This is a genomic window from Curtobacterium sp. C1, assembly GCF_021049325.1.
GTDB classification, from domain to species: domain Bacteria; phylum Actinomycetota; class Actinomycetes; order Actinomycetales; family Microbacteriaceae; genus Curtobacterium; species Curtobacterium citreum.
This window is the reverse complement of sequence record NZ_CP088076.1, coordinates 1-14,509: the sequence shown is the minus strand read 5'-3', so window position 1 is coordinate 14,509 and position 14,509 is coordinate 1. Positions and strand designations below refer to the sequence as shown.

Genomic DNA, 14,509 nt, shown 5'->3' with positions numbered 1-14,509 from the left:
TAGGATACCGGCCATGGCCAAGGACAAGGACCGCACCAAGCCCGCCCGGAGGACCCGAGCCGACTCGGTCGACACGGCGGGGGACCAGCCCAACCCCGTGTGGTTCAAGCCCGTCATGTTCGGCTTCATGCTCGTCGGGCTCGCCTGGGTCATCGTCTTCTACATCTCGAACACGACCCTGCCGGTGCCGTCCCTTGGTTCGTGGAACATCCTCATCGGCTTCGGCATCATGTTCGTCGGCTTCCTGATGACCACCCGCTGGCGCTAGTCACCCCACGCACGCACGACGCCCGTCGGACCCTGCACGGTCCGGCGGGCGTCGTCGTTCGTCCAGGCCTCGGCTTGCCACGTCCTGTCCACAGGCGGTGCGGGCCTGAACACTCGCTCTCCACACGGAGCAGCCCCTTCTCCACAGTTCTCCACACTTTCCACACGGTCATCCACACGACGATCCCCGAGTTATCCACACCTGATTCCACAGTGGGGATAATCACACGCGTGTAACTCACCGATTTGTCCACAGTTGTGGAGAACTCGCGCCGTGCGTGTGGAAAAGCCGCTCCGCGACGGTGTGAACGGCGAACGCCCCGCCGCACCAGGGGGTGCGACGGGGCGTCAGGCGATTCGGACGGGTGCGGCTCAGCGGAGCAGGCCGTACCCGCCGACGGCGACGTAGGCCGCCGCGATGGCGCCGAGCAGGACGACCGCCTCGGCGACGAGCAGGCCGATCTGCAGCCCGCGCTGCTTGACGTTCCGCGTCCGCGCGAACACGAGCCCGGTCAGGAAGCCGATCACGATCCCACCGACGTGTGCCTGCCACGAGATGTTCGTCCCGGGCAGGAAGCCGACGAGCAGGTTCAGCCCCATCACGACGAGCAGCTGGACGGCGTTGTAGCCGAGGCTGCGCTGGATGATGAAGAACGCCGCGAACAGACCGAAGATGGCGCCGGACGCCCCGACCACCGGCGTGCCGGGAGTCAGGAACGACACTGCGACGTCGCCGCCGAGGCCCGCGAGGAAGTACAGCGCGAGGAAGCGCCACGTCCCGAGCAGGTTCTCGAGGATCCGGCCGAAGATGTACACCGCGAACATGTTGAAGGCGATGTGCAGGATCGACGAGTGGACGAACAGCCCCGTGACGATCCGCCACGGCTGCGTGCCGACGAGGGGCGTGTAGTACGCGAACCACGTCGTGAAGAACCGGCCGGTGATCTGGTCGAGCAGCCAGATGACCACCGACACCGCGATGATGACGACGGTGGCCTTCTGGTCGAGCATGGCGAATCGGCGGCGGGCGACCGTCAGGCCGCTCGCCGCCCCCGACGCACGTCGGTTCGCCGTGTAGGCCGCGCGCTGCTCACGCACGCACTCCGGGCAGTGCACGCCGACCGCTGCCGGCGTCTGGCACTCGGTGCAGATCGTCCGCCCGCACCGCTGGCACAGGATGAAGCTCTGCCGGTCCGGGTGCCGGTAGCAGTAGTTGGCCCGGTTCGCGGCCTGGTCCGTCACCGAGCTCAGACGTCCTCGACGTCGATGCTCTGGATGACGACGTCCTCGACGGGCTTGTCGCGACCGTCGGTGGCGACGCCCTCGATCGCGTCGACGACGGCGCGGGACTCGTCGTCCGCGACCTCACCGAAGATGGTGTGCTTGCCCTGCAGCCACGGGGTGGCAACGGTCGTGATGAAGAACTGCGAGCCGTTCGTGCCGCGGCCGCCCTGGATGCCGGCGTTCGCCATCGCGAGGATGTACGGCTTCTGGAAGGTCAGCTCGGGGTGGATCTCGTCGTCGAACCGGTAGCCGGGGCCACCGATGCCCTGACCGAGCGGGTCGCCGCCCTGGATCATGAAGTCCTTGATGATGCGGTGGAAGACGACACCGTCGTAGAGCTTGTCGGTGGAGACCTTGCCGGTGCCGGGGTGCGTCCACTCCTGCTTGCCCGTCGCGAGGTCGACGAAGTTCTTGACGGTCTTCGGGGCGTGGTTGCCGAACAGGTTGACGCGGATGTCGCCCTTGTTCGTGTGGATCGTTGCGACAGCGGTGTGCAGAGACATGTTCCGATTCTCGCATGTACGGCTGACGGTGACACGGATCACACAGCAGAGGCTCCGTGACCTGTCAGGCGTCGCGGTGGCAGGATGGGGACACGCCGATCCGATGGAGGTACCAGATGACGACGATCGAGATCCCGCGCAAGCGTCGGAAGCAGATCAAGAAGCTCAAGGGCAAGACCGCCTCGCTCCTCGGCGAGCAGCGCAAGGTCCTCGAGCACGCGAACGCGATCCTCGCCGAGGCCCGCTCGCACGCTGCCGACGCAGCCCGCAAGGACATCGCGCCCCGCGTGCAGAACGCGATCGACAACGGGATCCGTCCCGCGGTCGCCACGAGCGTGCACGCTGCGACCTCTGCCGCGCAGAACGCCTCGCACCGCTTCCAGACCGAGGTCGTCCCCGGCCTGGTCGCGACGGCCGGCTCGGTCCTCAGCGTGAAGGACCTCGCGAAGGACCCGCGCGTCAAGAAGATCGTGAAGGACGCCCAGAAGAAGGGCAAGAAGGCCAAGAAGGCCGCCGCGAAGTACACGCCCGGTCACCAGAAGAAGGGCCTCGGCTTCGGTGGGGTCGCCCTCATCGTGGTCGGTGTCGTCGCGGTCGCCGGTGCGGCCTACGCTGCGTACCAGACGCTCCGCGCGGACGACGACCTCTGGGTCGCCGACGACGCGGACACGGCGGAGAAGCCCGCCGCCTGACCTCCTCGGTTCGTACGAAGGGCCCCGGCGCACGCCGGGGCCCTTCGTCGTCCCCACCGCCCACACCGCGGCGCACCGATGAACCCGAGCGACCCCGTCGAGCGAACCAGAACGGGCGCGCTCGCCGGCCGCACACGACCCCGATCGACCACGCGACAAGACGCGGACGGCGTGTCGTGCCCACTCGCCGTCAGTCGCGGACGCAACCATCGCGGAGCGGCGCGCCGAAGGCGCCGGACGAACACGACGACGAATGCGGCGGAGCGAGGAACGAGCGGAGCAGCGTCCGCCCTGAGGGAGTGGAGCCTAGGAGAATCGAACTCCTGACATCCTGCTTGCAAAGCAGGCGCTCTACCAACTGAGCTAAGGCCCCGGAGCGTCCAGCCTACTGGACGGGGAGTGGATGGTGGGGCTACAAGGACTTGAACCTTGGACCTCTTCGTTATCAGCGAAGCGCTCTAACCGCCTGAGCTATAGCCCCTCAGACCGGATGAAAGCCTACCGTACCGATCCCGAAGTGCGAAATCGAGCGGCGGATGCCATCCGGCCGGGTGTGTCAGTTGTTCGTGAAGCCGACGAGCAGGCCGCCGGTGATCCGCACACTGAGGTTGTAGAGGACGCTCACGATCGCGCCGAGCACGGTGCCGACGACCACGTTGAGGATGCCCACCACGACGGAGAACCCGAGCACCTGGCCCAGCGAGAACTGGTCCATGATCGAGTAGTTGTTCTGCCCGGTGACGTCCTTCAGCAGGGAGTCCACCTGGGTGAACACGCCCGTCTGGTTCAGGATGACCCACACCAGCGCCGTGGCCACGACGATCACGATGGACCCGGCCAGGGCGATGAGGAAGGACAGCTTCACCATCGACCAGAAGTCGAGGTACACGAGCCGCAGCCGCACCTGACGGGTGCCGACGGGCCGCTTCGCCTTCTTCTGGAGCTTCTCGGCGACACTACTCATTGGTTGACTGGTCCTCTCCGGCCACGGTCTCGGTCGGTTCGGGGGCCGCTTCGTCAGGGCTGACCGTCTCCACCGGGCCCGCGGGCTCGATCTCGGCGTCGTCCTGGTCGTCCAGGTTCCGCTCACTGTTCCGGGCCACCGCGATGATCCGGTCGTTCTCCGCGAACCTCGCGAAGACCACACCCATCGTGTCGCGACCCTTGGCGGGCACCTCGGACACGGCAGACCTTACCACCTTGCCCGATTGCAGCACGACGAGCACCTCGTCGTCCTCACCGACGATGAGAGCGCCCACGAGGTCGCCCCGGTCGGCCGCCAACTTGGCGACCTTGATGCCGAGACCGCCGCGGCCCTGGACCCGGTACTGGTCGACACCGGTGCGCTTGGCGTAGCCGCCCTCGGTCATCACCCAGACGTAGCCGTCGTCCGAGACGACCCGCGCCGCGAGCAGCGCGTCGTCGTCGCGGAAGGACATCCCCTTCACACCGGAGGTCGACCGCCCCATCGGGCGGAGGGTGTCGTTCGTCGCGGTGAAGCGCAGCGACATGCCGTGCTTCGACACGAGGAGCAGGTCGTCGGTCTCGTCGACGAGCAGCGCCTGGACGAGCTTGTCGCCCTCACGCAGGTTGATCGCGATGATGCCGCCGGTGCGGTTCGTGTCGTACTCGGTCAGCGCGGTCTTCTTCACGAGGCCCTGCGACGTGGCGAGCACGAGGTACTGCGCGGCCTCGTAGTCGCGGATGTCGAGCACCTGCTGGATCTGCTCGTCGGGCTGCATCGCGAGCAGGTTGGCGACGTGCTGGCCCTTGGCGTCGCGGCCGCCCTCTTGCAGTTCGTACGCCTTCGCCCGGTAGACGCGACCCTGGTCGGTCAGGAACAGCAACCAGTGGTGCGTCGTCGTGACGAAGAAGTGCTCGACGATGTCGTCCGCGCGGAGCTGGGCGCCCTTGACGCCGCGGCCGCCGCGGTGCTGCGAGCGGTAGTTGTCGCTCCGCGTGCGCTTGACGTACCCGCCGCGGGTGATGGTGACGACCATCTCCTCCTCGGGGATGAGGTCCTCGATGGACATGTCGCCGTCGTAGCCGAGCAGGATCTCGCTGCGGCGGTCGTCGCCGAAGCGGTCGACGATCTCGGCCAGTTCCTCGCCGATGATCGTGCGCTGCCGGGTCTCCGACGCCAGGATGTCCTGGAAGTCGGCGATCCTCCGCTCGAGCTCGTCGGCCTCGTCGTGGATCTTCTGGCGCTCGAGGGCGGCCAGGCGACGGAGCTGCAGCTCGAGGATCGCGCGCGCCTGGATCTCGTCGACGCTGAGCAGGTCCATCAGCCCGGTGCGGGCTTCCTCGACGTCGGGCGAGCGGCGGATGAGTGCGATGACCTCGTCGAGGGCGTCGAGCGCGGCGAGGTAGCCCCGCAGGATGTGCGCACGCTTCTCGGCCTCGCGCAGGCGGTACTGCGTCCGACGCACGATGACGTCGATCTGGTGGTCGACCCACGCCGAGATGAACCCGTCGAGCGCCAGGGTGCGGGGCACCCCGTCGACGATCGCGAGCATGTTCGCGCCGAAGTTCTCCTGCAGCTGCGTGTGCTTGTAGAGGTTGTTCAGCACGACCTTCGCCACGGCGTCGCGCTTCAGCACGATCACCAGGCGCTGGCCGGTGCGGCCGGAGGTCTCGTCGCGGATGTCCGCGATGCCGGCGAGCTTGCCGTCCTTCACGCCCTCGGCGATCTTGATCGCGAGGTTGTCCGGGTTCACCTGGTACGGCAGCTCGGTGACGACCAGGCACGTGCGGCCCTGGATCTCCTCGACGTTGACGACCGCGCGCATCGTGATCGAACCACGACCGGTCCGGTAGGCGTCCTGGATGCCCTTGGTGCCGAGGATCTGGGCGCCGGTCGGGAAGTCCGGACCCTTGATCCGCTGCATGAGCGCCCCGAGGAGTTCCTCGCGGGTGGCGTCCGGGTGCTCGAGTGCCCACTGGGCGCCGGCGGCCACCTCGCGCAGGTTGTGCGGCGGGATGTTCGTCGCCATACCGACCGCGATGCCGACCGACCCGTTGACGAGCAGGTTCGGGAAGCGCGCCGGCAGGATCGACGGCTCCTGGGTGCGGCCGTCGTAGTTGTCCTGGAAGTCGACGGTGTCCTCGTCGATGTCCCGGACCATCTCCATGGCGAGCGGCGCCATCTTGGTCTCGGTGTACCGCGGGGCGGCGGCGCCGTCGTTGCCCGGCGAGCCGAAGTTGCCCTGGCCGAGCGCGAGCGGATACCGGAGCGACCACGGCTGCACCAGGCGCACGAGGGCGTCGTAGATGGCGCTGTCACCGTGCGGGTGGAACTGCCCCATCACGTCGCCGACGACGCGCGAGCACTTCGAGAACGCGCGGTCGGGGCGGTAGCCGCCGTCGAACATCGCGTAGATCACGCGGCGGTGCACCGGCTTCAGGCCGTCGCGGACCTCGGGCAGGGCGCGTCCGACGATGACGGACATCGCGTAGTCGAGGTACGACCGCTGCATCTCGAGCTGCAGGTCGACCTGCGAGATGCGGTCGCCGGAGACGACGATGTCGCCGGAGTCGCCGTGCACGATCTCGGGCTGCTCGTCGTTCGTCTCGTTGTCGTCAGCCATGTGGCCTGGTCACCTTTCTGCACTGCCTGGAGGCAGGGGTTCCGTCGGTCGCGCCGGGCGCGACCACAGGTGGTCGGGACTGGTCGACGCGGCTGGCACCGCGCCTCCAGGCCGGTCTAGATGTCGAGGAAGCGAACGTCCTTGGCGTTCTGCTGGATGAACTGGCGACGCGACTCGACGTCCTCGCCCATGAGCGTCGCGAAGACGCTGTCCACCGCTGCCGCGTCCTCGAGCGTGACCTGCAGGAGCGTCCGGGTGTCCGGGTTCATCGTGGTGTCCCACAGCTCCTTGTAGTCCATCTCGCCCAGACCCTTGTAGCGCTGGATCCCGTTGTCCTTGGGGATGCGCTTGCCGGCGGCGAGGCCGGCGGTCATCAGCGCGTCGCGCTCCCGGTCGCTGAACACGTACTCGTGCGCCGAGTTCGACCACTTCAGGCGGTAGAGCGGCGGCTGCGCGAGGTACACGTAGCCGCGCTCGATGAGCGGCCGCATGTAGCGGAACAGCAGGGTGAGCAGCAGCGTCGTGATGTGCTGACCGTCGACGTCGGCATCGGCCATCAGCACGATCTTGTGGTACCGGGCCTTGTCCGGGTCGAAGTCCTCGCCGATGCCGGCGCCGAACGCCGTGATCATCGACTGGATCTCCTGGTTCGCGAGCGCGCGGTCGAGCCGGGCCTTCTCGACGTTCAGGATCTTGCCGCGCAGCGGGAGGATCGCCTGGGTCATGGGGTTGCGTCCCTGGACCGCCGAGCCACCGGCCGAGTCGCCCTCGACCATGAAGATCTCGGAGACCGTCGGGTCCTTCGACTGGCAGTCCTTGAGCTTGCCGGGCATGCCGCCCGACTCGAGCAGCCCCTTGCGGCGGGTGGTCTCACGCGCCTTGCGGGCGGCGATGCGCGCCTGCGAGGCCTGGATCGCCTTGCGGATGACGTCGCGCGCCTGCGTGGGGTTGCGGTCGAACCAATCGGCGAGCTCGGTGCCGACGACCCGCTGGACGAAGGACTTCGCCTCGGTGTTGCCGAGCTTCGTCTTCGTCTGGCCCTCGAACTGCGGCTCGCCGAGCTTCACGGAGATGACGGCCGTCAGGCCTTCACGGATGTCGTCACCCGTGAGGTTGTCGTCCTTCTCCTTGATGATCTTCGCCTCGCGCGCGTAACGGTTCACCAGCGAGGTCAGCGCGGCGCGGAAGCCCTCTTCGTGGGTCCCGCCCTCGTGCGTGTTGATCGTGTTCGCGAAGGTGTGGACGCTCTCCTGGTACGAGGTGTTCCACTGCATCGCGAGCTCGAGCGCGATCTTGCGGTCGGTGTCCTCGGCCTCGATGGCGATGACGTCCGGGTGGACCAGGTCGGCCTTCTTCTGCGAGTTCAGGTACTCGACGTAGTCCGGCAGGCCGCGCTCGTACCGGAAGGAGTCCTTCCGCGACTCCTCGCCTTCGTCCGGGGTGCGCTCGTCGCGCAGGCTGATCCGCAGGCCCTTGTTGAGGAAGGCCATCTGCTGGAAGCGCGTGCGGAGCGTCTCGTAGTCGAACTCGACGGTCTCGAAGATGTCGGCGTTCGGCCAGAAGGTGATCGTGGTGCCGGTCTCGTCCGTGGCTTCGTCCTGCGACACCGGGGCCACGGGGACGCCGTCGGTGTAGCTCTGCCGCCACACGTGGCCCTGGCGACGGACCTCGACGTCGAGCTCGGAGCTGAGCGCGTTCACGACCGACGAGCCGACGCCGTGCAGACCGCCCGAGACCGCGTACCCCCCGCCGCCGAACTTGCCGCCGGCGTGCAGGACGGTCAGCACGACCTGGAGCGTCGAGACGCCCTCGGCCGCGTGCACGTCGACCGGGATGCCGCGGCCGTTGTCGACGACGCGGACGCCACCGTCCTCGCGGATGGTGACGTCGATGGTGTCGCAGTAGCCCGCGAGGGCCTCGTCGACGGAGTTGTCGACGATCTCCTGCACGAGGTGGTGCAGACCGCGCGGGCCCGTCGAACCGATGTACATGCCGGGGCGCTTGCGGACGGCTTCGAGCCCCTCGAGCACCTGGATCTGATCTGCGCCGTACGATGGTTCCGACTGCGGAGCCTGTTCGGTCTCGCCCTGCGGGATCGTCCGGTCGTCGTCAGATTCTGCTGCCATGTCGAAGGTGCTCCTGCCTGCGCGCGGAACACCCGCACACTGCACTCCCCAGTCTACCGCAGGGACCCCCTTCCCGAGGGCGTATCCGGCCTCCAGACGGGCTTTTTTCGTCCCTGAGGACGATTTCGTCTGGCTAGCCGTAGGTGTCGCGGGGGCCGCGCCCCTGGACGGTCCTGGGACCGCGTTTCCACGTGGGGACGTCCGGCCCGGAAACCCGGATGGACTGCACGCCCGCCTCCGGGTGCCGCTCGGCGATGGTCGTCGTGATGGTCGACCGCATCAGCCGGAGCTGCGTCGCCCACGCCGTCGAGTCACAGCGGATGACGAGTGCGCCGTCGTCGATGGTCATCGGCCGGGAGTGCTTGGCGAGCTCGTCGCCGACCACGGCGGGCCAGTCCACGAAGAGCTCGGAGCGGGCGAGGGGTTCGGTCCAGCCGAGCTCGGCGGCCAGCGAGCCGACGACGTCGCCCAGGCCGCGGGGCTCGCGCCCCTTGCCGTACGGGACGGTGTCGGCGTCGAGTTCGCGGGCCCGCCGGCGGCGGGCATCGACGGTGCGGAGCGACGGGTCGCCGTAGACCGCGCGCAGGTGGCGGTAGACCCGGGCGGGCTCGGTGGGCTTCACGGGCTTCGGCATCAGACGCCGTCGACCGTCGTGCTCGGGGCGGTCGGACTGGAGGCACGGCTCTCGTCCGCCTCGTCGGTCACGATCGTGCCCGCCTCGATCCGGACGGTGTGTGCCGCGAGCTGCTCCGGCACGTCACCGAACACGGCCGCGGTGATGAGCACCTGCTCGTAGTCGGCGACCGCCCCGGCCAGGCGCTCCCGGCGGGACTCGTCGAGTTCGGCGAACACGTCGTCGAGGATGATGATCGGGTCCCCCAGCGAGGACTCCGCGCGGAGCACGGCGGCGCTCGCGAGCTGGACGGCCAGTGCGAAGGACCACGATTCACCGTGTGAAGCGTACCCACGAGCGGGTAACCCGTTCAGCTGGAACAGGACATCGTCGCGGTGCGGGCCGACGAGGGTGAGCCCGCGGTCGAGTTCGTCCCGTCGACGCCGCTCGAGGGCGGCCCGGAAGGCATCGGCCGCCGCGGTGACCGAGACCGGCTCGTCCGGGGTGCCGAGCACGGGGTCGGTCGCCGCCGCGTCCTCGGGGTCGCCGCCGCGCACGCTCAGGACACCGGCGATGGTCGCCTCGTGGCGTTCACCGGCAACGGTCGCGTAGGCCTCGGTGACGAAGGGGGCGAGTCGCCGCGTCAGGTGGTCGCGCGCGGCGATGATCTCGGCGCCGAACGCGACGAGGCGTTCGTCCCAGACGTCGAGCGTCGCGAGCGACCCGGTGCGCGACCCCGTGGCCCGCGCGGACTTCAGCAGGGTGTTGCGCTGCCGGAGCGTGCGGTCGTAGTCGGCGAGCACGCCCTGCATCCGCGGGGCGATCTGGCCGAGGAGCTCGTCGAGCATGCGTCGCCGGCCCGAGGGTTCGCCGCGGACCAGGGCGAGGTCCTCGGGGGCGAACAGCACGCTCGTGCAGTAGCGCGGGAGCTCGCGGGGCTTGATCGCGGCTCGGTTCACCTGCGCCCGGTTCGAGCCGGTGCGGTTGATCTGCACCTCGGCGAGGATGCTGCGGTCCTCGTGGGCGAGGCGCGCCCGGACGATCGCGGCGTCGCAGCCCTGCCGCACGAGCGCGGCGTCCGTCGGGACCCGGTGCGAGCCGAGGGTGGAGAGGTACCCGATCGCCTCGACCAGGTTCGTCTTGCCCTGTCCGTTCCGTCCGACGAACAGGTTCGGCCCGCGTGCGAGGTCGACCTCCGCCTCCCGGTAGTTCCGGAAGTCGGTGAGTTGCAGGTGGTCGACGTGCACGCGGGCCGAGACGAGCTCAGGTGGTTACCTGAACTACGCCTTCTTGACGGCGTGGCCGCCGAACTGGTTGCGGAGCGCCGCGACAGCCTTCATCGTCGGGGACTGGCTGCCCTGACGCGAGACGAAACGGGCGAACATGGCCGCCGAGAGCGCGGGCATCGGCACCGCGAGCTCGATCGCCTCTTCGAGGGTCCAACGGCCCTCGCCGGAGTCGTCGACGTAGCCCTCGAGCTCGTCGAGCTTCGGGTCCTCGTTGATGGCGAGCACGAGCAGGTCGAGCAGCCAGGAACGGACGACCGTACCGCGCTGCCACCCGGCGAAGACCGCGGGGACGTCGTGGACGATGTCCTTGGCCTCGAGGAGCTCGTAGCCCTCGCCGTAGGCCTGCATGATCGCGTACTCGATGCCGTTGTGGACCATCTTGGCGTAGTGCCCGGCGCCGACACCGCCGGCGTGCGAGAAGCCCTCTTCGCGCGGGCCCTCGGGGCGGAGCGCGTCGAAGACCGGCATGGCGAACTCGACGTCCTCGGCCGCGCCGCCCACCATGAGGCCGTAGCCGTTGTCCTTGCCCCAGACACCACCGGAGACGCCGGCGTCCATGTAGCGGATCCCCTTGGCGTCGAGCTGCTTCGCGTGCACCTCGTCGTCGAGCCACTTCGAGTTGCCGCCGTCGATGACCAGGTCACCGGGGCTGAGGACCTCGGCGAGGTCGGTGATCACGTCGTCGGTGATCTTGCCGTGCGGGACCATGACCCACACGAGCTTCTTGCCCTCGGGCAGTGCGGCGGCGAGTGCGCCGAGGTCGGCGACGTCGGAGACGGCCGGGTTCGCGTCGTACCCGGTGACCTCGATGCCTGCGTTGCGGAGACGGGCACGCATGTTGTTGCCCATGCGACCGAGGCCGACAAGACCGATGTGCATGATTTCCTCTTCTGTTCGTCGTCGCGCTGGTGCGTCGAGCACGTCAGCGCAGTGGTACGGCTGTTGCGCTCACCGCAGCAGGAGATTGGGCTGCAGCAGGTACCGGTATCCGTCCGTGGCCGGGGCCTCTTGCGAGGTCTGCCCGGTGATGAGCACCGGACCCGGCTTGTTGGGGTTCTCCGTCTTGGTGAAGGAGATGCGGACGAACTCGGAGTGCACCGCGTTCAACCCGTCCAGGAGGAAGGCGGGCTTCAGCGAGACCACCGTTTCCTCACCGGTCAGCAACGCACTGATCGACTCTGACGCCTGCGCTTGTTCGGAACCGATCGCCTCGAGCGTGAGCCCGTCGACCGAGAAGGAGAACCGGAGCGCCGCTTCGCGCTCCAGGACGAGGGAGACCCGTCGGACGGCCTCGACCAGTTCCGCGGTGTTGATCACCGCGTGGTCCTGGACCGTGTCGGGGAAGAGCCGGCGAACCGGCGGGTAGTTGCCCTTGATGAGCAGGGAGGTGACGGTCTTGTCGTCGGCGTGGAACGCGATGAGCTCGCGGTCCGAGCTGCCCGAGATCGAGACCGAGACGGTGGACGCCGATCCGAAGGTGCGGCCCACCTCCTGCAGGGTTCGGGCCGGGACGAGGGCGTGCAGCGGCTCGGAGCCGACGCGGCCGGAGTCCCACGCGATCGTGCGGATCGCGACGCGGTACCGGTCGGTCGCCGTGAGCGAGAGGTCGTTGTCCCCGACCTCGAGCTGCACGCCGGTGATGACCGGGGTGACGTCGTCGCGGCTCGCGGCGACGGCGACCTGGGAGACGGCCTCGGAGAACGCGTCGCCGGGGATCACGCCGGTCTGCTCGCCGATCTCCGGGAGCGTCGGGTACTCCTCGACCGGCATGGACAGCAGCGTGAAGTGCGCCGAACCGCAGGTGACCGAGATCTTGGTGTCCTCGGTCGTGAAGGTCACCGGGGCGTTCGGCAGTCGGCTCGCGATGTCGTTGAGCAGGCGACCGGAGACCAGGACCGTGCCCGGGTCGTCGATCTGCGCCGTGATGGACGTCTGCGCCGAGACCTCGTAGTCGAACGACGACAGCGTGAGGCGGTCGCCCTCGGCGTGGATGAGGACACCGGACAGGATCGGGAGGGTCGTGCGCTGTGGGAGGAGCTTCACCGCGAAGGAGACGGCTTCGGAGAAGACGTCCCGGTTGACCTCGAACTTCACAGCTGGGACCCCTGTCGATCGGTTGGACTGTCCGGCCGCCCCATTGTGGCACAGCGGGAGGAGCGCCGGATTTCTTGTCATCCCGCCGTCCACAAGGTTGGCCCCTCCAACCAGATCGTTAACCAGGATCAATGGTGTTAACGCCTGTGCACAGTGTGGATAACTCTGTGCATCCCGCTTCTCCACAGGGAACTACACACGTGTGAGTTGTGAGTCGCGTGTTGACGGCGTCTGGATGAACAAAACTCATCTATCCACTTCCATCCCCAGTCTCCACAGGTGGGGTCAGATCTGTGAACAACGCGACCGCGTGTCCTCCACAGTTATCCACAGGCTTTCCACACTGTGTGAATCTCGGCCCATGGAACCGTCTCAGATGGTGGATGCGCGCTCGGGTGGGCCGATCCGGGGTGGTGATCCGTGCCTCCAGGCCGGCCTTCCTGCGATGACGGAGGCGGGCGCGACGGCGGACGCGTGCCCGGAGGCTCGCGTTGACGGCACGGATGCCGGTGCGGATCAGCGGTAGCGGCGGTCCTGCTTGATCCGCGTGGGTGCAGTTTCGGTGCCGGTGCCGGTGCCGGTGCGGATCAGCGGTAGCGGCGGTCCTGCTTGATCCGGCTGGTCAGTTCGGTGACCTGGTTGTAGATCGACCGACGCTCCTTCATGAGCTCGGTGATCTTCTTGTTCGCGTACATCACGGTCGTGTGGTCGCGGTTGCCGAACAGCTGGCCGATCTTCGGCAGCGACAGGCTCGTCATCTCGCGGCAGAGGTACATCGCGATCTGTCGAGCCGTCGCGATCGCCTGCGAGCGGGAGGACCCGTAGAGGTCGTCCACGGAGAGCTTGAAGTACTCCGCGGTGTGGTTGATGATGTCCGTCGGCGCGATCACGTTGTCGTCGTCGAGCGTGATGAGGTCCTTCAGGACCGTCTGCACCAGGGCCATGTCGACGGCCGTCCGGTTCAGGCTCGCGAAGGCCGTGACGCGGATGAGCGTCCCCTCGAGCTCCCGGATGTTGCTCGACACCTTCGAGGCCATGAACTCGAGGATGTCGTCCGGTACCTGCAGGTGGTCGGACTGCGCCTTCTTCCGGAGGATCGCGATGCGCGTCTCCAGGTCCGGGGCCTGCACGTCGGTGATGAGGCCCCACTCGAAGCGCGAGCGCATCCGGTCCTCGAACCCGGTCAGGTGCTTCGGCGCGACGTCCGACGTGATGACGACCTGCTTGTTGTGGTCGTGCAGCGTGTTGAAGGTGTGGAAGAACGCCTCCTGGGTTGAGTCCTTCCCCTGCAGGAACTGGATGTCGTCGATCAGCAGGATGTCGATGTCGCGGTACCGCTGCTGGAACTGGTTGGAGCGGTTGTTCGCGATCGAGTTGATGAAGTCGTTCGTGAACTCCTCGCTCGACACGTACCGCACCCGGATCCCGGGGTAGAGGCTCTCGGCGTAGTGGCCGATCGCGTGCAGCAGGTGCGTCTTGCCGAGCCCGGAGTCGCCGTAGATGAAGAGCGGGTTGTACGCCTTCGCGGGGGCCTCGGCGACGGCGACCGCTGCGGCGTGCGCGAACCGGTTCGAGGAGCCGATGACGAAGTTGTCGAAGTTGTACTTCGGGTTGAGCCGCGACTCCGGGCGACCGCTCGTGCCCGGGGCGTCGATCTGGCTCGGGACGAACGGCGCCTCGATGTACTGGCGGGGCGCGGCGCTCTGCTCGACCGGCTGCTGCACGGGCTCGGCGTACTCGGGGACGTGGCTCGGCACGACGGTGTCCACCCGGGGCTCCGACGCCATGTCCGGGTTGACCGTGATGGCGAAGTTCGCGACCGAGTCGTCACCGACGCGCGAGACGGCCTCGGTGATCGGGATCCGGATGCGCTGCTCGAGCATCCCGCGGGTCAGGTCGTTCGGGACCTCGAGGTACAGGGTGCCGGCGAGGACGCCCTTCGGTTCGACCAGGTTGAGGAAGCCGTGCAGCTGCGGGGTGATGCGGTCGTCCTCCGACAGGAGGCCCAGGACGGAGGACCAGAGGTCCTCGACGGGATCGGCCGGCATCGTCAT

Annotated in this window: 12 protein-coding genes and 2 tRNA genes; 2 read left to right on the top strand and 12 right to left on the bottom strand. The window is 68.0% G+C overall.

Annotated features, from left to right (window positions below):
• The first annotated feature begins 13 nt into the window (after positions 1-13).
• The gene (locus LQK89_RS00070; protein ID WP_058741043.1) at positions 14-268 is read left to right on the top strand and encodes a cell division protein CrgA; all 255 of its coding nucleotides are present in this window, start codon (positions 14-16) and stop codon (positions 266-268) included.
• A gap of 371 nt (positions 269-639) precedes the next feature.
• Here LQK89_RS00070 and LQK89_RS00065 read toward each other — a convergent pair whose 3' ends face one another.
• Positions 640-1,509, bottom strand: a complete 870-nt coding sequence (locus LQK89_RS00065) for a rhomboid family intramembrane serine protease (protein ID WP_144803634.1) — start codon at positions 1,507-1,509, stop codon at positions 640-642.
• A gap of 5 nt (positions 1,510-1,514) precedes the next feature.
• Positions 1,515-2,054, bottom strand: coding sequence for a peptidylprolyl isomerase (locus LQK89_RS00060; RefSeq protein ID WP_231049763.1), 540 nt, complete (start codon positions 2,052-2,054; stop codon positions 1,515-1,517).
• A gap of 116 nt (positions 2,055-2,170) precedes the next feature.
• Here LQK89_RS00060 and LQK89_RS00055 point away from each other — a divergent pair, with 116 nt between their 5' ends.
• Positions 2,171-2,746, top strand: coding sequence for a hypothetical protein (locus LQK89_RS00055; RefSeq protein WP_058741040.1), 576 nt, complete (start codon positions 2,171-2,173; stop codon positions 2,744-2,746).
• 300 nt (positions 2,747-3,046) lie between these two features.
• Here LQK89_RS00055 and LQK89_RS00050 read toward each other — a convergent pair.
• The 10 genes from LQK89_RS00050 to dnaA form a co-directional block, all read right to left on the bottom strand.
• Positions 3,047-3,119, bottom strand: a tRNA-Ala gene (locus LQK89_RS00050).
• Between the two features lie 31 nt (positions 3,120-3,150).
• A tRNA-Ile gene (locus LQK89_RS00045) sits at positions 3,151-3,227 on the bottom strand.
• 75 nt (positions 3,228-3,302) lie between these two features.
• The gene (locus LQK89_RS00040; RefSeq protein WP_058741039.1) at positions 3,303-3,710 is read right to left on the bottom strand and encodes a DUF3566 domain-containing protein; all 408 of its coding nucleotides are present in this window, start codon (positions 3,708-3,710) and stop codon (positions 3,303-3,305) included.
• Positions 3,703-6,333 carry a DNA gyrase subunit A gene (gene gyrA / locus LQK89_RS00035; RefSeq protein WP_058741038.1) on the bottom strand — a complete coding sequence of 877 codons (2,631 nt, stop codon included), beginning with the start codon at positions 6,331-6,333 and terminating at the stop codon, positions 3,703-3,705. The genes LQK89_RS00040 and gyrA overlap by 8 nt, the downstream gene beginning before the upstream one ends.
• Positions 6,334-6,449: 116 nt before the next feature.
• Complete coding sequence (gene gyrB, locus LQK89_RS00030; RefSeq protein ID WP_114851293.1) at positions 6,450-8,459, bottom strand: DNA topoisomerase (ATP-hydrolyzing) subunit B; 2,010 nt, start codon at positions 8,457-8,459, stop codon at positions 6,450-6,452.
• A 133-nt stretch (positions 8,460-8,592) separates the two neighbouring features.
• Entirely contained in the window at positions 8,593-9,093 is a 501-nt protein-coding gene (locus LQK89_RS00025; RefSeq protein WP_058741037.1) for a DUF721 domain-containing protein, read from the bottom strand.
• Positions 9,093-10,319, bottom strand: coding sequence for a DNA replication/repair protein RecF (gene recF / locus LQK89_RS00020; RefSeq protein ID WP_231049762.1), 1,227 nt, complete (start codon positions 10,317-10,319; stop codon positions 9,093-9,095). The genes LQK89_RS00025 and recF overlap by 1 nt, the downstream gene beginning before the upstream one ends.
• A gap of 33 nt (positions 10,320-10,352) precedes the next feature.
• The gene (gene gnd / locus LQK89_RS00015; RefSeq protein WP_114851295.1) at positions 10,353-11,240 is read right to left on the bottom strand and encodes a phosphogluconate dehydrogenase (NAD(+)-dependent, decarboxylating); all 888 of its coding nucleotides are present in this window, start codon (positions 11,238-11,240) and stop codon (positions 10,353-10,355) included.
• Positions 11,241-11,309: 69 nt separating this feature from the next.
• Positions 11,310-12,455, bottom strand: coding sequence for a DNA polymerase III subunit beta (dnaN, locus tag LQK89_RS00010; RefSeq protein ID WP_058741034.1), 1,146 nt, complete (start codon positions 12,453-12,455; stop codon positions 11,310-11,312).
• A gap of 587 nt (positions 12,456-13,042) precedes the next feature.
• Complete coding sequence (gene dnaA, locus LQK89_RS00005) at positions 13,043-14,509, bottom strand: chromosomal replication initiator protein DnaA (RefSeq protein WP_058741033.1); 1,467 nt, start codon at positions 14,507-14,509, stop codon at positions 13,043-13,045.

What these genes read in the sequence shown, in the direction of transcription:
- LQK89_RS00055 (WP_058741040.1), top strand. Translation starts at nt 2,171, where the DNA reads ATGACGACGATCGAGATCCCGCGCAAGCGTCGGAAGCAGATCAAGAAG.
- LQK89_RS00060 (WP_231049763.1), bottom strand. Translation starts at nt 2,054, where the DNA reads ATGTCTCTGCACACCGCTGTCGCAACGATCCACACGAACAAGGGCGAC.
- gnd (WP_114851295.1), bottom strand. Translation starts at nt 11,240, where the DNA reads ATGCACATCGGTCTTGTCGGCCTCGGTCGCATGGGCAACAACATGCGT.
- LQK89_RS00070 (WP_058741043.1), top strand. Translation starts at nt 14, where the DNA reads ATGGCCAAGGACAAGGACCGCACCAAGCCCGCCCGGAGGACCCGAGCC.
- gyrB (WP_114851293.1), bottom strand. Translation starts at nt 8,459, where the DNA reads ATGGCAGCAGAATCTGACGACGACCGGACGATCCCGCAGGGCGAGACC.
- gyrA (WP_058741038.1), bottom strand. Translation starts at nt 6,333, where the DNA reads ATGGCTGACGACAACGAGACGAACGACGAGCAGCCCGAGATCGTGCAC.
- dnaA (WP_058741033.1), bottom strand. Translation starts at nt 14,509, where the DNA reads ATGACGATGCCGGCCGATCCCGTCGAGGACCTCTGGTCCTCCGTCCTG.
- LQK89_RS00040 (WP_058741039.1), bottom strand. Translation starts at nt 3,710, where the DNA reads ATGAGTAGTGTCGCCGAGAAGCTCCAGAAGAAGGCGAAGCGGCCCGTC.
- LQK89_RS00025 (WP_058741037.1), bottom strand. Translation starts at nt 9,093, where the DNA reads ATGCCGAAGCCCGTGAAGCCCACCGAGCCCGCCCGGGTCTACCGCCAC.